Source organism: Microbulbifer guangxiensis (genome assembly GCF_021729075.1).
Lineage (GTDB): Bacteria > Pseudomonadota > Gammaproteobacteria > Pseudomonadales > Cellvibrionaceae > Microbulbifer > Microbulbifer guangxiensis.
This window is the reverse complement of record NZ_JAJSAQ010000006.1, coordinates 182,371-202,369: the sequence shown is the minus strand read 5'-3', so window position 1 is coordinate 202,369 and position 19,999 is coordinate 182,371. Positions and strand designations below refer to the sequence as shown.

14 protein-coding genes are annotated in these 19,999 nt (G+C 57.3%); 10 read left to right on the top strand and 4 right to left on the bottom strand.

Annotation, left to right across the window (positions count from 1 at the left end):
* Positions 1-14 precede the first annotated feature (14 nt).
* Positions 15-518, top strand: coding sequence for a hypothetical protein (locus tag LVD12_RS14070; protein WP_237068364.1), 504 nt, complete (start codon positions 15-17; stop codon positions 516-518).
* Between the two features lie 330 nt (positions 519-848).
* Here LVD12_RS14070 and LVD12_RS14065 read toward each other — a convergent pair whose 3' ends face one another.
* A complete protein-coding gene (locus LVD12_RS14065) occupies positions 849-2,123 on the bottom strand; it encodes a tyrosine-type recombinase/integrase (RefSeq protein WP_237068363.1) in 1,275 nt (424 codons plus the stop codon).
* Positions 2,124-2,737: 614 nt separating this feature from the next.
* The gene (locus LVD12_RS14060) at positions 2,738-3,034 is read right to left on the bottom strand and encodes a hypothetical protein (protein WP_237068362.1); all 297 of its coding nucleotides are present in this window, start codon (positions 3,032-3,034) and stop codon (positions 2,738-2,740) included.
* Positions 3,035-3,289: 255 nt separating this feature from the next.
* On the opposite strand from LVD12_RS14060, the gene LVD12_RS14055 reads away from it, so the two are divergent.
* Positions 3,290-4,735 carry a glutamate-cysteine ligase family protein gene (locus LVD12_RS14055; protein ID WP_237068361.1) on the top strand — a complete coding sequence of 482 codons (1,446 nt, stop codon included), beginning with the start codon at positions 3,290-3,292 and terminating at the stop codon, positions 4,733-4,735.
* Positions 4,725-5,726, top strand: coding sequence for a M14 family metallopeptidase (locus LVD12_RS14050; protein ID WP_237068360.1), 1,002 nt, complete (start codon positions 4,725-4,727; stop codon positions 5,724-5,726). Before LVD12_RS14055 ends, LVD12_RS14050 begins: the two co-directional genes overlap by 11 nt.
* Before the next feature lie 98 nt (positions 5,727-5,824).
* Here LVD12_RS14050 and LVD12_RS14045 read toward each other — a convergent pair whose 3' ends face one another.
* Positions 5,825-8,962 (bottom strand): efflux RND transporter permease subunit, encoded by a 3,138-nt coding sequence (locus LVD12_RS14045; protein ID WP_237068359.1) that lies wholly within the window; start codon positions 8,960-8,962, stop codon positions 5,825-5,827.
* A gap of 12 nt (positions 8,963-8,974) precedes the next feature.
* Entirely contained in the window at positions 8,975-10,150 is a 1,176-nt protein-coding gene (locus tag LVD12_RS14040; RefSeq protein ID WP_237068358.1) for an efflux RND transporter periplasmic adaptor subunit, read from the bottom strand.
* A gap of 469 nt (positions 10,151-10,619) precedes the next feature.
* Here LVD12_RS14040 and katG point away from each other — a divergent pair, with 469 nt between their 5' ends.
* The 7 genes from katG to LVD12_RS14010 all read left to right on the top strand — a co-directional run bounded on the left by katG (position 10,620) and on the right by LVD12_RS14010 (position 19,992).
* Complete coding sequence (gene katG / locus LVD12_RS14035; protein WP_237068357.1) at positions 10,620-12,842, top strand: catalase/peroxidase HPI; 2,223 nt, start codon at positions 10,620-10,622, stop codon at positions 12,840-12,842.
* A gap of 302 nt (positions 12,843-13,144) precedes the next feature.
* A complete protein-coding gene (locus LVD12_RS14030; protein ID WP_237068356.1) occupies positions 13,145-14,347 on the top strand; it encodes a cation:proton antiporter in 1,203 nt (400 codons plus the stop codon).
* Positions 14,348-14,435: 88 nt separating this feature from the next.
* Positions 14,436-16,670, top strand: coding sequence for an FUSC family protein (locus LVD12_RS14025; protein WP_237068438.1), 2,235 nt, complete (start codon positions 14,436-14,438; stop codon positions 16,668-16,670).
* A gap of 7 nt (positions 16,671-16,677) precedes the next feature.
* Positions 16,678-16,890, top strand: a complete 213-nt coding sequence (locus tag LVD12_RS16285; protein WP_369413392.1) for a DUF1656 domain-containing protein — start codon at positions 16,678-16,680, stop codon at positions 16,888-16,890.
* Positions 16,891-16,893: 3 nt separating this feature from the next.
* Positions 16,894-18,015 carry an HlyD family secretion protein gene (locus tag LVD12_RS14020; protein ID WP_237068355.1) on the top strand — a complete coding sequence of 374 codons (1,122 nt, stop codon included), beginning with the start codon at positions 16,894-16,896 and terminating at the stop codon, positions 18,013-18,015.
* Positions 17,993-19,513 carry an efflux transporter outer membrane subunit gene (locus LVD12_RS14015; RefSeq protein ID WP_255771931.1) on the top strand — a complete coding sequence of 507 codons (1,521 nt, stop codon included), beginning with the start codon at positions 17,993-17,995 and terminating at the stop codon, positions 19,511-19,513. Before LVD12_RS14020 ends, LVD12_RS14015 begins: the two co-directional genes overlap by 23 nt.
* 44 nt (positions 19,514-19,557) lie before the next feature.
* Complete coding sequence (locus tag LVD12_RS14010; RefSeq protein WP_237068353.1) at positions 19,558-19,992, top strand: potassium channel family protein; 435 nt, start codon at positions 19,558-19,560, stop codon at positions 19,990-19,992.
* The last annotated feature ends 7 nt before the right edge of the window (positions 19,993-19,999 follow it).

Here is a 19,999-nt window from a genome sequence, read left to right as displayed (position 1 = left end):
TAAAGGATAGGTCAATGATTGTTGAGCGGGAAGCAGGTGATTTAGAAAGAATAAAGAAATGTGAAATGGATGCGTTTATTGTTGATGTAAATAAGTATTTATTGAACAGATTTAATTATAAAACACCGCCGGCTAGAGCTGGACTTGGTTTTTCTGTAATAGCCGATAGAGCGAAATTTGATATTTATTTGCGTTATAAGCCAGAATCAAAATTTTGGCCGAAGGATACATTGGTAATCGCCAGGTTAGGTTTTGTTGAGACGAGAAAGGGTAATGGAAAATCTTTTCTTAAATTTCTAGTTTCCAAGGCTCTGGAATTTAATATATCCCATTTGGGAATTGAGTCGGTCAATGAGTTGTCGCGTTCATTTGCAATGAAATATGGGTTTTCGCCAATGACAAGGAGTGCAGATTCAATTGCTAAAACGATAAAAAAAGGCCTTTACGGAGAAAGAGATACCCGCTGTTTAGTTGGTGGAGTTGAAGAGATTGGAAGGTATATTGAATCTTATGGTTAGATATGAAGGGTAGGTCATGATGAATTACCTGCCCTGCGCTCATAGTAAGGCTTTTGCCAGTCGTGGTATGGCTGCTCCTGAATAAATAACTTGAAACGGGAGTTTTGCTTGTACTCCAAGGGGCACGAAAGAAAAAGCCACTATAGCTACTTTAATAGGGACTAGAGGGACGACAGGCCTAATATCCTCTGGCATTGGCGCCCTACTCGATCAGGCCGGGGAACCTGATGGAGGCTTTACCGGTTATTCTGGTGTAGAAAGAACTGGGGGCCGACCTGGTCTGAGGTACTGCCGAGGTTCCGTCTCCATGAGTTACTCTCAATCCATCAGTTACATAAATTTCTTACAGCAAAAATTCGCCCACTCTTCCATCATTTTTCTGCGCTCCTTAACGAGTTCACCGCGCGCATATGCGGCACGAGTTTTGTCATCATTCACGTGTGCTAGTGCTATTTCTGACCAATGATCAGGGTAACGGTCATCTTGCAAAGCCCAGTCCTTAAAGGTACTGCGGAATCCATGAGGCGTGGCGATGCGCCCTTGCTTTTTGTCGAGGAAGCCCGTACCTCCAGCGGCAATGTCTGCCTCGTGGGCTCGCCGGATCACCGCGCCCATCGAAGCATTGCTCATCGTTCCACCGCGGCTGCCAGGGAATACCTGTTCGCCTGTACCATGCCGATCCTGAAGCAGCTGGAGCGCGAGAGGGGAGAGGGGAACACTGTGGTCTAGCCCCGCTTTCATCCGCGTTCCAGGGATCGTCCAGAGGGCTTTTTCAGTGTCTATTTCACACCAGCTGGCGCCTGGCTTCCGGTCGACTTTTGAGCCTATGACCTCTGACGGTCGTGCCGCGGTCAAGATTGCAAATTCTAATGCGCGTGCTGCTCGACCCTGTTGTCTTGCAATGGCAGCCATAAATCGGGGCATGTCATCTATTGCCAATGCAGGGTGGTGGGCTCTGCCTGTCTTTTTCTTAAGTTTATCTGCTTTTGGAAGTAGTGGTTTCAGCAGTTTATTCCGCGCTGGATTTTCCGCCTGCCGCAAGTTGGCGGCTATCGCGTAGTCGAAAACGTTTTCCATGCGCTGTCTGACGCGACTGGCTGTCTCCGTTTTTGTGGTCCAGATGGGGCCCAGAATGGCCACCAGTTCGTCGTGGCCGATGTCGGCCACTGGACGTTCGCCGATTGCGTCAAACACATGATTCTCGAGGGTGCGCAGCCACTGCTTGCCGTGCTTTGCGTTGCGAAATTCATGTACTTTGATCGCGTGGCAGGCGAGCGCAGCCTCCCGGAATGTGATTGGTTTTGCTTGAGAAGCTATTAGTCGCTCGCGGACCTCCTTGCGTTCTTCGACAGGGTCTCGCCCCTCCCTGATGGCTTTTCGATGCTTGCGGGCTTCCTCTCTCGCGGCTGCCAAGGTGACCTCCGGGAAGGGACCAAGCCCGATGTCACGCCGCTTAGTGCCAACAGTGGTTCTCAATATCCAGCTGGCTGCCCCGCTGGCCTGTACCTGAAGCTGGAGACCTGGGACTCCCCCAACAGCGTGAAGTCCAGGGTTAGTAATGCGGCGTACTTCCAAGGCGGTCAGCTCTCGGGCTCGTTTTGGCATTGCCCCTCCTGATTTGGGGTCTCGAGATCTAGGATTTACCCAACGATAAACCCAACATAAAATTTAAGATTGTATTGTAGGTGGCAAGGTGGGGTGAGACAAGGAAATATGATAAGCTATTGAAAAATAAGGATTTGTGAGTCTGGATGAGACTGGCTGGGACAGTCTGAAGTTGGAAGAAAGCGGACTCCCTCACCGCCACTAAACGAAAAAGCCCGGCTACATGCCGGGCTTTTTCGTTTAGCGGTGCTGCGGACGGGTGAGAGCCCTCGCGGTTCGATCACCTCTTGTTGCGAGTTGAGACCGAGGTAAAGCCGAGCCCGCAGGGGCAAACACGCAAAAGCGTGCTTTGAGCTCCTCTCTGCCTGGCAGCCAATTCCAGAAATTCGTTTTTCTTGTGGCCAAGCGATACCGCACTGTAGCAATGTGACCACATTTGTTACCCCGGAAAGTGGCTTGATCTTGGGGCCCTTCGTTGTTTCGGGCATCTATCAGCCAGCTCCTTTCCATCTGTCAGGCAGCACTTACCCCAGAGTCGGCATCCAGGGCCAGCCTAAGCCTTCTGATTGAGTCCAATCCAACTATAACGGGACAAAGCAGGTTCGCCAGAACGCCTACCGCCACCATGATGTTGTTCGAGACGACATGAGGACAATTGCACCAATGGCTGCTGCAGCAATCCCACAAAGCAATAAAAGAATGGCAATCCTCGCTTTTCTCGCGTCGCTGTAAGTGCTTTCCATGCTGGCCATAACAATGCCGGCGATGCCGAGCAATCCGATGCAGTAACCCGCTATTCCCAGATACATTGAAGGACTCAATGAGTGAGTAAAAAGACCCGCGAACATTAAGGTCCCCACCAAAATGAAAGGCGCCAACGGGACTACGCAGGCCAAAATTCTGACGTCCATTCGATCTGCTCCGTTCCAGATTTTCCAAAAACTAGCATATCCGGCGGGAGAGGGTGACATGCCAGAAGTTTGCCGTCAGGACCTTATAGTTGAGCTCCTGAGCCAAGATTCAGCCTGCGCTGGTGCTTGATCCAGATCAGGAACAGGCTATTTACACGACATCTGCTGAGGCTGAAGGCTCTCGCCCCTTCACCTTTGCAGTATGCTGGCTCTATAAATGTCTGAAGCGCGATCAGCCGCTCCCGGGAGCTTGCCATGGGCCAGGAAATTGCCACCACTGAATTCACCGATGCGGACGAACAGGAATTCCGGCGCCGCTTGCGTGCAGAAACCAATATTCTCAACCGCTGGTTTCAGCAGGAGCGGTTTGAGGTGCCTGAGACACCCATGTGCGGGATCGAGCTGGAGGGCTGGCTGACGGATGGGGATTTCGTGCCGGCGCCGGAAAGCGAGACCTTTCTGACTGAGGTCGGCGATGAACTGGTGGTGCCAGAGATCTCGCGATTCAACTTCGAGCTGAACAGTATTCCGGCGCCAATCGAAAAGCGGGTTTTCAGCGATCTCAACCGCAGCCTGTCGGGGCTCTGGCGACGTTGCGCAGATCACGCGGAGTCCATGGGCCTTCGCGCCATCGCCATCGGCTCACTGCCTACCATCCGTGCCAACATGCTTACGCTGGAGCACATCTATCCCAGCAAGCGTTACTTTGCCCTGAACAACCGGGTAATGGAGCTACGCCGCAATCAGCCGACGGTGTTTTCCCTGGAGGGCAAGGAAGTGCTGCGCGCCAGCCACCCGGACATCATGCTCGAGGCGGCTGCGACGTCGGTGCAGGTGCACCTGCAGGTGGCGCTTGCGGAGGGCAAGCGGTTCTTCAATGCCTCGACCATTGCTTCGCCGTTCATGGCCGCGGTTGCGGCCAATTCACCTTTCCTCTATGGCAAGGCGCTGTGGAGTGAGACCCGTATCCCGATCTTCGAGCAGGCGGTCAACCTCGGTAGCTTCCGCAATCTGGATGGCTCGGTAGCCAAGCGGGTTTCCCTGGGGAATGGCTACGTCCGCGAGTCGCTGCTGGAGTTGTTCCTGGAAAACCTGGATGGTTACCCGGTCCTGCTGCCGGACAACCACGACCGTACACCGGAGGAACTCTGTCACCTGCGCCTGCATAACGGCACCATCTGGCGCTGGAACCGGCCGCTGATCGGCATCGGCAGTGACGGCATCCCGCATCTGCGCATCGAGCACCGGGTGCCGTCATCTGGCCCCTCCATGCCGGATGTTGTAGCGAATACGGCATTTTTCCTTGGGCTGGCGACCTACCTCGCCCGCATGCCGGAGGCGCCGGAGGACCGGCTCGGTTTCGACGCGGTGAAGCGAAACTTCTTCCAGGCCTGTAAGTACGGGCTCAATGCCGAGATCGAGTGGATCGACGGTAAGCTCTGGAACCTGCAGCGGCTGGTGCTGGATGAGTTGATCGGTCCGGCGGAAGAGGCGCTCGAGAGCCTCGGTGTCGACCGGGATGATATCTACCAGTACGTAACAAGGATCATTCGTCCGCGGGTACTGACCGGCCAGAACGGCTCCAACTGGCAGCGCGCCTACATCAATACCCATGGCCCGGACTTCCAGCGCTTGCTGGAGGAATATTACGAGTACCAGAAGCGGGATATTCCGGTGCATGAGTGGAAATGTGAAGCTTAATTTCCTCGAGGCGTTGCCGGACGCTTTTTTCGAGATCGATCATCCGAGCCGGCTGCTCGAGCTATTCGGTGGGCCGACGCTGGTCTCTCTCGAGGGCGCCGCCGCTGAGCCGCTGATGATCAGCACATTGCTGCACGGCAATGAGACGACCGGTTTCTTCGCGCTGCAGCGTCTGCTGCGTCATTACCGTGATGGCTTGCCTCGCTCACTGCTGATTTTCTTTGGCAACGTGGAGGCCGCCGCGCAGGGCGTCAGACACTTGCCGGGCCAACCGGATTTCAACCGTATCTGGGGTGGCGGTGAGGGAGCGGAAGCGCGCATGGCGCGGGAGGTGCTTACCTATGCGCGCGGTAGGCGGGTGATCGCCAATATCGATATCCACAACACCACCGGCCGCAATCCCTACTACGCCTGTGTCAATCGCACCTCTGAGGATTTCCTGCGGCTGGCGAACGGCTTCACCGAGATCGTGATTTATTTCACCGAGCCCCACGAGGTCAACTCGAATGCATTCGCCAAGTTCTGTCCGTCGGTAACGCTTGAATGTGGGCTGCCCGGTATACCGGAGGGCATTGAGCACCTGTACCGGTACCTGGAGCACCTGCTGCACACGGTGGGCGATAAGGGCAGAGCGGCGGATGAGGGCCGCATTTATCACACGGTGGCGCGGCTGAAAGTCCCTTACTACTGCCGCTTCGATTTTGCCTTTGACTCGAAAAGTAGCCGGGATTTCTCATTCATCCGCCACTTCGACCACTTCAACTTTCAGTGCGTGCCGCGGGGCACGGTGCTCGCCTATACCCGCCGCGACGGACCGCAGCTCGCGGTGCTGGACAACCGCGACAGGCTGGTGACGGAAAAATACCTGGGTTTTGAAGATGGTAAGGTGATTGCCCGGCAGGACCTGATTCCCTCGATGTTTACCACGGACGGTGATGTGGCCCGCGAGGATTCCCTCGGTTACCTGATGGAACCCTATCAGGGCGAGTAGGGAAGGGGTGCTGTCCGCCGGGTTGGACTGCAAAAAAATGGCCGGGGCCCCTGCGGGCCCCGGCCATCGTTCATCAGTCATCGGTTTTTGAAAATCGGTCAGCTGTTGGCAGGTACCTGCCCGGTTGCCGACATCAAGCCACGCTTCAGCGATTGCTTTACCCGCGCGCCGCCGGCACTGAGATCCAGGCCGATGCCATAGAGTGCGGGGACCAGCAGCAGGGTGACAAAGAAGGCTACGAAAACCCCGAATGCCAGCGCTACCACGATGGGCTGCAGGAAGGCGGCCTGGATGCTGCGCTCCATCATCATTGGCATCAGGCCCACGATGGTGGTGACGGTGGTCAGCAGGATGGGGCGGAAACGGGCCACACCGGCTTCCACGACCGCTTTCATGGGCGCCATGCCCTGGTCGCGCAGGCGGTTGCTGTGGTCCATCAATACCAGGTTGTCGTTGACCACCACCCCGGCCGCCGCGGCGATGCCGAAGTAGCTGAAAATGGCCATGGTCATGCCCGTGACGGCGTGGCCGAAGATGGCGCCGACAAAGGCAAACGGGATGGCGATCAGGATCAGGATCGGCTGGAAGTAGCTGCGGAATGCCACGGCCAGCAGGCTGTACATGGCGAAGAAAGCCATGGTGTAGAGCCCGAGGACTTCCTGGACGAAACGCTTTTCACCTTCGGCCTGGCCGATGGCGCCGCGGATGATGCCGGGGTAGCGCTTTTCCCACGCGGGGAAGAAGTTCTCGTTGAGGTCGTCCATGATTTCACTGCGCACATCGTCTTTCAGGTCCGCCATGACCCGTGCCGCGCGATTGCCATTCCAGCGCTGGATACGCTTGATGCCCGGTGCGTATTCCAAGTCAGCCACGGCCAGCAGGGGCACCTCGCGGCCATCGGCGGTGCGCACGCGGAAATCCTTCAGGCTCTCGATGGAGCGGCGGGATTCCAGTGGGTAGCGCACCATCACCTTCACATCCTGGCCGGCGCGGGGCAGGCGCTGGACTTCTTCGCCGAAGTACGCCTGGCGCACCTGGCGATTGACCTCGGCCAGGGTCAGTCCCAGTTTGGCGGCACCGGGTTTGAGATCGATGCGGATTTCCTCCGACGCGCCCTCCAGGTTGTTGCGCACGTCGTACAGGCTCTCGTAAGTGCGCAGCTGGGTTTCCAGGTCAGCGGTGGCCGCGCGCAGCACGTCGAGGTCCGGGTGGCGGATGGACAGCTCGAAGCCGGGCCCGTTGTTGCCCATGGAATACTGCACCGAGACTTCCTTCGCATCCGGGATATCGCCGAGCAGTTCCCGCAGGCGCAGGGCGGCGTCTTTGGCGGACATGTCGCGCACCTCCGGTGGTGCCAGTTTGACGATGGCCAGCACGCTGTCGCGCTGTGAGCGGGTGTACCAGTTCTCGATCAGCATGCCCTCACCGTCGGTGCGCTCGTTGACCTCATGCTCGAGACGCTTTTCCGCATCCTGCAGCTGTGCCAGCACTTCCAGGGCGCGGCTATAGGGCGCCCCCTCCGGCATGACCACATTGACGATCACCTCGTCGGACTCGATTTCCGGCATAAAGCTTTTCTTCACCCAGCCACTGCCGAACATGCCGAAACCGATCATCAGAGTGGCGAGAAAGATGCTCAGCGTCAGGTAGCGATGATCCACGGCCCACTGGCCGATGCGGCGGTAATGGTTCTGGGCAAAGTAGATGATGCGATCGGCGATGCCCTTCTGGATACGGCCGAAACGACCCAGCTCCGTGCGTGGCTTCAGCTTGCGCAGGTGCGCGGGCAGGATGAACAGGGACTCGATCAGGGAGAATACCAGCGCCAGGATCACCACCCAGGTGATGTGACGGGTGAACTCGCTGGTGGAACCGCTGATGAATATCCACGGTAGGAAGGCAAGGATAGTGGTGATGACCGCAAAGATCACCGGCTTGGCCACCAGCTGCGTACCCAGCACCGCTGCTTTCAGGCCGCCGCCCTCATGCTGGAATTCCGGGTTGTGGGACTGGGTATGGATACTTTCGCCCACCACAATGGCATCGTCCACCACGATCCCCAGCACCAGCAGGAAGGCAAAGGTGGAGAGCATGTTCAGGGACACGCCCACACTCGGCAGCAATACGAAGGCACCGGCGTAGGCAGTGGCGATACCGATGGCGACCCAGAAGGCCACTTTCGGGCGCAGGCTCAGTACCAGCACCAGCAGTACCAGCAGCAGGCCCTGGAAGGCAGAGTTGCCGATGGTATCCAGCCGGCCCTTGAATTCCTCGGCGTTATCGGTCCACAGCGTCAGCCTGGCGCCGGTGGGCAGTGAGTCCTGGCGCTCGGCGATCCATTTGCGAATGGATTCCGAGGCGGTGAGGATGTCCATGGTCTCGGTGGTCATCACCTGCAGCAGCACCGCCGGCTCGCCGTTCAGGGTGGCGAGGATCTCGTTGTCCTCGAACCCGTCCACGACGTTGGCCACATCACCGACACGGATGGTGCCGCCGTCTTCTGTCTGGCGCACGATGATGTTGGCAAATTCCTGCTCGCTGTCGGCCTGGTTGCGCACTTTCAGCTGGTAGGCACCTACCTCAGTGCGCACGGTGCCGGCGGACTGGTTGATGGAGTTCGCACGAATGGCATCCGCCACCTCCTGGAAGGTCAGGCCATAACGGCGCAGCGCGGCTTCGCTGACCTCGATGGAAACTTCTTCCATGCGGGTGCCGAACAGGTTGACCACCGAGATGGCAGGTAGCGTGGCGGCTTCGCGCCGCAGCTGCTCCGCCAGCCGTTTCAGTTCGCGCTCGCTCAGATCACCGTGCACCGCGACGCGAATGAATTCATTGCGGTTTACCCACTGGTGTACCTGGGGCGGATCGATGTCACGCGGGAATGAGGAAATACCGTCGACACGGATCTTGATGTCATTCATGAAGCGGGCGAAATCCACGTTGGTTTCCGCCAGGATGTAGACCTCGCCGAACCCCTCGGATGACGTCGAACGGATCCACTCGATGTTGTCCAGGTCACTGACCGCTTCCTCGATACGGGCAGCGATCTGTTCTTCCACTTCTTGCGGCGCGGCGCCGGGCCAGGAAACCCGGATTTCCAGGCCGGGGAAGCGAACCTGCGGTTCCATTTCCCGTTCCATCATGCCGAAGCCGAGAATACCGGCGACGAAAATACCCACCATGGCCAGGTTGGCAGCGACGCTGTTGCGCGCCCACCATTCAATCAGTTTATTCATGTGCGCGCTCTCTTACTTCCGGGCCAGTTGGGTAATGGGCTGCACTTCCATGCCGTCGACCGCATTGGCGATGGTAGAGGTCACCACGCGCTCGCCATCACTGACACCGGAAGCGACCACCACCCGGTGCTCGGAGGTGGACAACACCTCTACGGTGCGGATATCGAGGCGATTCTCTTCGTCGATCACGTACACCTTGTCCGCATTGCGCAGGGCATTGCGCGGCAGCACCAGTGCGCGGTGTTCCTGCACGCCCTCTGCCTGGGCGGTGACGAAGAGACCCACCGCCAGGGGGACGCCGTCGCTGGCGCCCTCGCCGTACGGATCGTTGACTTCAGCCACGGCATAAATCAGGCGGGTCTGCTGGTCGATGGCGGCCTGGGTCCGCACGATACGGCCCTGCCACTCATGCAGCTCGCGGCCGACCTGCGCAGACAGGGTGACGGTGGGCCCGGGGTTGTCCGCGGTGGCGACAAAGCCCATGGGCAGGTCCAGTTCCTGCAGTTGCGAATCGGTCAGCGGCAGGCGCACCTGCACCCGGTCGGTGGCGAATACGCGGCCCAGTGGCGTATTGGCGGTGACATACTGGCCAATCCCCACCTCGCGACTGATCACCCGACCGCGAAAGGGCAGCTGGATCCGTGTGCGGGCCAGGTTGAGTTTGGCGTCGGCGAGTTCGGCCCTGGCGGAGCGCAGGCGCGCCTCGGCTTCCTCGACCTGGGGTTGGTTGACCTGCAGGGGGGTGGGTTGTTTATTCGGGTTGATGGACAACCACTGCTTGCGCTTCACATCCGCAGCGGCCTTTGCCTGCAGCAGCAGGACCTCGGCCTGGGCCACGCCCGCTTCCGCCCGGGCCAGTGCCAGACGGTAGTCGGCGTCATCCAGCTGGATCAGGGTCTCGCCGGTCTCGAACCCGGCGCCCTCAGCGAAGCGCTCGGAGATGGAGACGATGCGCCCGGCAACCTGTGGGGTCAGATCGATCTCTGTGTGCGGACGCACTTCCCCCTGGGTGGTCACGGCAAGGTGTACCGAGTCTTCGCGGGCCTCGGCGTAGAGCAGGGAAACCCGGCGCTCTTCGTCTTCCTTTTTCTCCGGAGCGGGCTTGGCGGCGCTCATTAGTTGTACAGCGGTAAAGCCCAGCGCCAGCACCATGACCGGTGCCACTGCCTTCAAGTATTTCTTCTTCATTGCTCTCATCTTGCCTGAGTTGAGATGTTCACCAATTTCCTATTGGCGCGAATTGGGATCGATCAGATCACGGATTACGCAAGGTTGGCTATGGCCCGAAGCCGGAGTGAGCCGGATCAGCGACGGATGCCTTTTTTGCCGTTCGGTCTATGGACGAGGTGGGGGGCGACTTTGGATGCGCTTGGCTGAAATTTTGTGGAAGGGTTTAACAGCAGCAGAGCCGGAAAGGGAATTTAACGCCACTCAATGCAGCCCAGGGCAGTCCGCAGGCCCTGAGGTTCCGGCTGCCGGAGTGGGAAGGTTCCCGTTTGGGGACTGCGCTTGATCCATTCTAACTGAGACCCCTGTACAAAGGATTGGCTTCTGCTATCAGGCCGATAACTACGGCTAATTTCATCGTGATTGCGTGGCCCTATAGGCTGTTCTCGTTCGATAGTGAGATCGAGACTAACTATAAGGAATGCAACTCATGTTCAAGAAAGCCCTTCCTTTGGCGGTTGCCCTGGCTGCCGCCATTTCAGTCAACGTCAATGCTGAATCCCCGTCAGCGGCGGCCATGTCCAACCAGGACTGGTGGCCCAACAAGCTGGATCTGGCGCCGCTGCGCCTCCATGCGGCCAAGTCCAATCCCATGGACGAGGATTTCGATTACGCAGAAGCCTTCAGCAAACTGGACCTGGATGCGGTCAAGCAGGACATCGAGAAAGTCCTGACCACCTCCCAGGACTGGTGGCCAGCCGACTACGGCCACTACGGTCCCTTCTTTATCCGCATGGCCTGGCACAGTGCCGGTACCTATCGTGTCTACGATGGGCGTGGGGGTGCCGGTGGTGGTCAGCAGCGCTTCGAGCCGCTGAACAGCTGGCCGGACAATGTCAACCTGGACAAGGCGCGTCGCCTGCTGTGGCCGGTGAAGCAGAAGTACGGCAACCGCATCTCCTGGGCCGACCTGATGGTGCTGGCCGGTAACGTCTCCCTTGAGTCCATGGGTTTCGAGACTTTCGGTTTTGCCGGTGGCCGTGAGGACGACTGGGAAGCGGACGTGGTCTACTGGGGCTCCGAACGCGAGTGGCTGGGCAACGACAAGCGCTTCAAGGCCGATAAGCTGGAGAAGCCGCTGGCCGCCGACCGCATGGGCCTGATCTACGTAAACCCGGAAGGCCCCAACGGCAACCCGGACCCGAAGGCGGCTGCCGAGCGTATCCGTGAAACCTTCGGCCGCATGGCCATGAACGATGAAGAAACCGTGGCGCTGATCGCCGGCGGCCACACTTTCGGCAAGGCCCACGGTGCCCACAAGGGCGATTGCCTGGAAGAGGCCCCTGGCGGTTCCGGTATGGAAGAGCAGGGCTTCGGCTGGAAGAACAAGTGCGGCAAGGGCAATGCGGAGGATACGGTGACCAGCGGCCTGGAAGGTGCCTGGTCGGCCAATCCGATCGCCTGGAGCACCCAGTTCCTGGATAACCTGTTCGGTTTCGAGTGGGTCAAGACCAAGAGCCCGGCCGGTGCCACCCAGTGGGAGCCGGAGAATGCCGAGCAGGCGAAGTTTGTGCCGGACGCACACGTGAAGAACAAGCGCCATGCGCCGATGATGTTCACCACCGACCTGTCGCTGCGCTTCGACCCGGAATACCGCAAGATCGCCGAGCGTTTCCAGAAAAACCCGGAGGAGTTCCAGCAGGCCTTCGCCAAAGCCTGGTTCAAGCTCACTCACCGCGACCTCGGCCCGCGTGCCCGCTACCTGGGTGACGAGGTGCCGGAAGAGGTGCTGGTGTGGCAGGACCCGATCCCTGCGGTGGATTACAAGCTGATTAATGATCGCGACATCAAGGCGCTCAAGGCGCAGGTGCTCGACAGCGGCCTGACCGTACCGGAGCTGGTTCGCACTGCCTGGGCCTCCGCGTCCAGCTACCGCGGCACCGATATGCGCGGTGGTGCCAATGGTGCGCGCATTCGCCTGGCGCCGCAGAACGAGTGGGCAGTCAATGATCCGCAGGAACTGGACAAGGTCCTGGATCGTCTGGAGGGCATCCAGAAGGACTTCAACCGCAAAGCGCGCGGCGGCAAGCAGGTCTCCCTGGCTGACCTGATCGTTCTCGGCGGTGCGGCTGCCATCGAGCAGGCGGCCAAAGAAGCCGGCCACGATGTCCGGGTACCTTTCCAGCCCGGTCGCAACGACGCCACCCAAGCGCAGACCGATGTGCAGTCCTTCAGCTTCATGGAGCGCAAGGCTGACGGCTTCCGCAACTACTACAGCAGCGAGGCACACTACACGCCGGTGGATATGCTGGTGGATCGCGCCAACCTGCTGACACTGAGCGTGCCGGAGATGACTGTGCTGGTCGGTGGTATGCGCGCCCTGGGGGCCAACCATGACGATGCAAAACACGGCGTGTTCACCGATCGTCCGGGAACCCTGACCAACGACTTCTTCGTCAACCTGCTGGACATGTCCACCAAGTGGGCCAAGAGCCCGGAGGAGAATGGCCTGTACATTGGTTATGACCGCGACACGGGCAAGGAGAAGTGGACCGCCACCCCGGTCGACCTGATCTTCGGCTCCAACTCCGAGCTGCGCGCCGTGGCCGAGGTCTACGCCACTGATGACAACAAGGAGAAGTTCGTGCAGGACTTCGTCCAGGCCTGGACCAAGGTGATGACCCTGGACCGTTTCGACCTGAAGCAGTCCTGATCGGCAAGAAGTCGCATGCTGCATCATTAATGCAGCCAGTGAAAAAGGGGGGGCCAGATGGCCACCCCTTTTTCATTTGGGCGCGGCCATTCATGTCAGGCTAATTCCCGCCGATCTGGAGGGGCGACGGCTAATTCATCCGTGCTAGGCCGCTTAGCTTTGTGCCTTGGCTGAATAATCCACGCTGCGTCAGAGCGCCAGACTGTCTCCATCACGGTATTCAGTCTCTCGCCTAAACTGACATCGAGTAATACCTTCCATGAGGTGCTCACCGAGAAGTGAGAGATTGAGAAATCAACCCAATGAATTATGCCGATCTCACCATCCTCGCACTCTTTGTATTTGTGTACTGTGCCATCAGTGGACGTGTTGATCGCACACCGATCAACGGCGCACTGGTCTACACCCTGTTTGGCTTGGCCGTTGGGTCTTATGGGCTGGGCCTGCTCGGCTCCGAGGTTGATTCGGGCGGACTGCGCACCATCGCTGAGCTGACACTGGCGCTTGTCTTATTCTCCGATGCTGCGAAGGCTGACCTGAGTGTCCTGAAACAGACCATTGCTGTGCCCCGTCGTCTGCTGTTGATCGGGCTCCCCATGACCATTGGCCTGGGAATCCTTGTGGGCACAATCCTGTTCCCATCGCTTTCATTCTTTGAGGTGGCGGTACTGGCGACAATACTGGCACCGACTGATGCCGCACTCGGCAAAGCCGTCGTCTCCAATCCTATCGTTCCAGCCTATATTCGTCAGGGGTTAAACGCCGAAAGCGGTCTCAACGACGGAATTTGTGTGCCAATTCTGTTTGTGTTTCTCGCTCTGGCAACCGGTGAAGCGACCGCGCATCAGAGCGGTGGTTTGGCCTTAAAGCTGGTTCTGGAGGAGCTCGGCATCGGCTTGCTGGTAGGCGTAGTGTTGACAGCAACTCTGACGTATCTGCTCCGTGCCGCCATGCATCGCGGCTGGATTCTCAAAGATTGGCGCCAGATTCCGGTGATTGCCATGGCGCTCGGTTGCTTCGGTGCCGCGCAGTGGCTCGGTGGTAGTGGTTTCATCGCCGCATTCAGTGGTGGACTTCTATTTGGCAGGCTTATTTCCAATGACAAGCATGGACTTCTGGCTGAGGCGGAGAGTACTGGCGATGTACTGGCTCTCATTACCTGGGTTGCATTCGGCGCTGGTGTGATAGGTCCCTACCTCAACGCGCTCAACTGGCAGGTGGTGCTATATGCCGTATTGAGCCTGACTATTGTGCGTATGCTGCCGGTCTACCTGTGCCTGCATGGAACCATTGCAAGCAAATCCGAAAAGCTATTTATGGGCTGGTTCGGGCCACGTGGCCTGGCGAGTATTGTCTTTGGTGTGATTGTCCTTGGAGAGAAGCTACCTGGTGGCGACACAATCTCACTGACGGTTGGTATCACGATCCTGCTTAGTGTGATCGCCCATGGCCTGACGGCAAATCCTTTGGCGAGCCGGCTCGGGGGTGGGGAGCGGGCACGGTGAGCCTTCCGGTCAGCAACTGTGTAGCCTTTATCCGCTCTCACTTTATTCAGGCTATCCGCGCGAATATATCCTGCCGGGTGTACCAGTGATGCTCTCTCTCACTGCCAGAGAGGGGATCAAGCTTGCCTTGGCGTTGACGCTTACCTATGCAATCGCGTTGTCTGCTGGATGGGAGAAGCCGCTTTGGGCAGGTATCGCGGTGGTTGTCGCCAGTCAGGTCAACCTGGGTCAATCGCTAACGCGTGGGGCCTTGCGTGTGATGGGCACCGTGCTTGGCGTTTTCGTGGTCTGGATCTTGTTCGTGCTCTTTCCACAGGATCGCTGGATTTTCATGGTCAGCCTTTCCCTTTGGATTGGGTTGAATGCTTACCTGATGCAGCAATCCGAGCACCAATATTTCTGGCAGGTAGCGGCACTCAGCAGCCTTGTTATCTGGTCCTCTTCAGGAGCTGACTTCTCGGCGTCATTTGACAAAGGAGTTGAGCGTGCCCTGGAAACCACACTTGGTGTGGTCGTCTACAGTCTCATCGCCCTGTTGATTTGGCCTGTCCGTAGCCGGCCTGCGCTCGATGATGCCGCGGTTGATCTTGCCAATGCTCAGCAAAACCTGGGCGCAGCTTGCTTTTCACAGCTACAAAGACCATCCGAGAAATCCTCACTGGGCACGCTAAAGGTTGCCGTGCTGGAGGCAGGTGTCAAACTGGACGGGCTGCTTCGGGACGCCCGCGTCGACAGTTTTGAGGTCTGGGAGCGCCGTCAGCAGTGGGGACGATACGGCAGGGAAACTTCGGCGGTTACCAGCGCTCTCCTGCGCCTGAGCGATAGTCTGGAATCGGTGAGTGGATTGGATGTTCAGGAGCTTTTACCTGATCTGCCGGAATTTACGGCAGAGATAGAACGTCGCCTTATCTCATCAAGAAAAATGCTGGCTGGAGAGCAGGGCATCGAGGTTCCCGCTCAGGCTAGGTTGCTGATCTCAACCTCAGCATCAAAGGATTTGAGCGCCTTTAAGGCCTCGGCTCTCTCCGACATCCGATCGAAGCTTCTCGATGTCGAAATTCATACACGACAGCTGATCGCATGTATCCGGAATATCGAGAATCCTGATTTCTCCAATCAGCTCGATTCTGACTGTGATGTTGGGCGAAGCGCAGAAATATTTGTGCCGGATCCGGAGAGGTTGGTCAATGTGGCTCGTATCTTAATAGGGCTCTGGGGTGCCTATCTCGCCTATTTGTATTTGCCAGGATTCCCTGGGGGAGAGGTGACCGTGGTGGTGGCGGCCATCCTGTTCATCTTTCTGGCCATGCTTCCGCCTGTTCCTATCACGATCATTGCCGCTTTTTTTTCCTTGGCAATGATTTTCGCAGCTTTCATCTACTTTTTTATCATTATCAAGCTGAATAGTTTTTATGGGTTAGCGTTTGTGATATTTGGGTGGACATTTTCGATTTATTATTTGCTGTCAACACCAAGGTTACAGCCCGTAAGGGTGATAATTCTTCTTTTTAGCCAGGTAGTCATCGGCATTCAAAATGAACAGCCCTACAGCTTTACCAGTTTCTTGACACTATTTATGGCGTGTATGATCGCTCTTTTATTTGTGTCTGTTTTTGAGAATATTCCGTTCTCAAAGAAAGCGGAATACGTATTTACGAGGCAAATTCGACAGTTTTTTCGTAGCAGTGCCTACCTTATGTCTAGACGTCCAGGTGTACAGACAGGGTGGGTCCGTTGGATGGCGGGTTGGAGAAGGCTGTACCACCGACGAGTAGTCAATAGGATGCCGAGACAGCTGTCTACAGGTGCCAGAAATGTGCTGCTGATGCAGGTGCCGGGTGTGAGCAAGCATCAGTTAATGTATATGGTGAATCTGATCCGGTTAATTGGCGATCAAGTATTGGCGCTGGATAATAACAAGATTGAAACGCCAACTGGAACGCTATCGGAAGAGCTGAAAGACGCATTAACCGGTTGGCATGGTTCGGTCCAGACGGCAATGCGTGATTTGGCGGATACTTTTTCTTCGGTACCCTCAGGTGCCGAGCCCGCAACAGGCATGGCGCCACAGTCTGGAAGGAGTGCGGGCGGAGGATTTGACGAATTACGGAGGACCCAGCGTGAGGCCTTGGAATGTATCGAGGGAGGGATTCAGCATAGCTTGCGGGGGAAAGAAATACAGTTGTCTATACTCTCGGGCAGAGCCCTGTCCATGAACATCCTTAATGAAGCACGGCATCTCAGTGGTTATCTGGTGGAATTTTCCGACGTCATGGATCAGGTAGATTGGGATAGATTTCTGGAATCCAGGTTTACGCATTGAGAGCCTCATGTTGCCGTTGCCCCACGAGCTGTCATTAGCTGGTATATATTTTCCGCCGCTGTTGCTGGCCTCAGTTTTGGGAATGACGGCAGCAATGGGTACTGCACATGTTCTTGATCGTTATCGGCTGTCCCGATATTTCGCTAACCCTCCCGCAGTTATGCTGGCGATGGGCGTAATTTACACGGTTCTCATCGGAATATTATTTGTGGGCATCTGACAGGTGGTCATCTCTAAAAAACATCTGACTTCTGCAGCCGTCATTCTTATTGCGATGTTGTTGGTGGTACTTAAATTCCGTCACTACCTGGTAAATCCCTGGACTCGTGATGGCCAGGTGCGCGCCGATGTAGTGCAGATTACCCCCAGGGTTTCTGGCCAAGTGGTGCAGTTGGCAGTCAAGAACAACCAGCTGGTGACAAAGGGCGACTTGCTTTTCCAGATCGATCCGCGGTCCTTTGAGGCAGCTCTTGCGCAAGCACGGGCGCAGCTGGACGCCACCGGGGACAGCTATCTCGCGGAAGAGAAAAAGGTGCGGGCGGCCGAGGCGCAGGTGAGGGAGGCTCGGGCGGCGGTACAGCAAGCCAGGAGCGCCGTGCGGGCGCTGGATGCGGAAATCGTGAAGGCCGCGGCAGAGCTTGAACGGCAGCGGCAACTTTTGCCGCAGCGAGCCACCTCACGTCGGCTGCTGGAGGCGGCGAAAGCATCCTTTGAATATGCAACGCAACAAAAGAAGGGGGCAGAGGCGCAAGTGGCAGAGGCTCTGGCGGCGCAAGAGCAAGCCGAGGCGGGCTTTGAAGAGGTGACCGCAGCACTTGGTGCACTCGGCGCCCAAAACCCGAGCATTCGCGCTGCTCGTGCGGCTGTGCAGCAGGCTGAGCTGAATCTCGAATATACCTCGGTAACCGCACCCGTCTCGGGGTATGTCACTAATGTCGACTTGCGCCTGGGGGATCAGGCGGTCGCCAACCACGCAGAGATGGCGATGGTGAATACCGAGAGTTACTGGGTGGACGCTTTCTTTCGGGAGACCTTCCTGTCCAAAATTACGGCCGGGGATCGGGCGATCGTAACGCTCATGGCCTATCCGGATCAGCCAATCCAAGGTTATGTCGAGAGTATCGGCTGGGGTATTTCTCAGCAAAATGGTGCGGCCGGCACAGATCTTTTGCCAAATGTGAGCCCCACATTCGAGTGGATTCGCCTTGCCCAGCGAGTACCGGTCCGTATTCAACTGGAGGATGTACCGGAAGAAATTATCCTGCGTGTCGGCATCACCGGATCGGTCTTGATAAAAAGTGGTTCTGCTGAAAGATCGAAAGATGCACCGGCACCTACTCCCTGAGCGGACTACCAGACCTCTGAGACGGGTAATTGCTGCGTTGTCATTTACCTGTATCACCAATGCAGGCTGCATGCTGGGACCGGATTATCAGCCTCCGGCGGTACCGCTTGAAGAGGCATGGATTTACAGCGGAGATCAAAGTATCGACACCACACAGGCAGTCGACCCCTTGTGGTGGAGTAATGCGTTTTCTGATCCCCTGCTGGACGAGTTAGTCATCGCAGCACTGGACCAGAACCTACAGCTGCGCTCGGCAACGTTGAGAATGCTTCAAGCGCAGCAGCAACTAGCCATTGCCATTGGCAATCAATTTCCGCAAGAGCAGCAATTGAGTGGCTCTGCCTCTCGCGCCAAGGGGGCGATCCTGTCCGAGCTCATCACTGAACAGTATGAAGTAGGTCTGAACCTCGGTTGGGAGCTGGATATGTGGGGGCGTCTGCGGCGTCAGGTGTTGTCTGCCTCTGCCAGCCTGGACGCTACTGTAGCAGAATATGATGGCGTTCTGGTGTCGTTGGTGGCGCAGGTTGCTCGGACATACATCCTGATTCGCACAACCCAGCAACGCCTGGAGGTCGCGAAAAACAATATTGATTACCAGGCGGAGAGCCTGCGGATTGCTCGGGCGAAGTTTGAAGCAGGTGAAAAGAGCGCTCTGGATATGGAGCAGGCGGCGACCCTCCTCAGCAACACCAAGGCCAGTGTGCCCGCATTGGAGAGTGAGCTGCAGCAACTGAAGAATGGCCTCGCAGTGCTGCTTGGGCAACCTCCACACTACCTAGACCATCGATTGGGCACTTTCGGAGATATTCCCTCAGCTCCGGGGGGCGTGGCTGTCGGCATGCCGCAGGATCTATTGCGCCAGCGGCCGGATGTGCGCGCGGCGGAAAGGGTGCTGGCGGCACAGGGAGAACAGATCGGTGTGGCCAGGGCGGAGCTGTACCCGGAATTCTCCATTGGCGGTTCGATTGGCTCGAAGGCTGCGGAAATAGGTGATCTATTTGAGGGGCCCAGTGAAACCTGGGACCTGTTTGGTGACTTTCAGTGGAAGCTTTTCAACTATGGGCGTCTCCGTAGCAACGTTCGCTTGCAGGATGCGCGCTTCCAGCAATTGCTTGCCGATTACCGCGAAACCGTACTGCAAGCGCAGGCTGAAGTGGAGAATGCCATTGTCGCCTACCTCAAATCGCAAGAGCAGCTGGCTTACTACCAGCAGGCTGCGAGATCGTCGCAGGAGTCTGTACGGATCTCGACAGCCCAGTACCGCAACGGGCAGATCGACTTCAATACGGTGTTATCGACGCTGACCGCCGATCTGCAGCAGCAGGACTTGCTGGCCGTCGCTCGTGGTGATGTGGCCGCCAGTCTTGTAGAGGTTTACCTGGCCCTGGGCGGTGGCTGGGAAATCCGTGAAGGGCGAGGGCCTGTCGAGTTGCTTCCATGGGAAGTGAAAGAAGAGATGCGCGAACGTACGCATTACTGGGATCGGATAATTCCCTAGGGTAGTTAAATCAGCCAAAATTAACTCAGAAGGTAGGCGGTTAAATGCTGGTAACGATCCTCGTGGCCTCTCTGCTGATCATCGTCACTACGGCAGTGCATGCGATTGGTATGGTTGCTGCCATCGAGATCGCTCGTTCGCTATGGAAGCTGAAGGTTGATCATCCGCTGTTTCTTTACCACAGGCCCATGCGTATCTCTGCGGTGGTTTTGCTGATGTTTCTGGTGTCGGTGCTTGAGGTGATGATCTGGGCTGTGGCCTACATGCTGTTGGGGCTATTCGAGGCTCTGGAGCCGGCTATGTATTTTTCCATGGTGACATTTACCACTCTTGGTTACGGTGATCTGGTCTTGGAAGAGAATTGGCGACTGCTCGCCTCCTTCCAGGCCGCTAATGGCATCATTATATTTGGCTGGACCACGGCAGTAGTCATAGCTGCAGTGCAGCGTGTTTACGACGGGAAGGGTTCCGGAGACTAGTAATCTG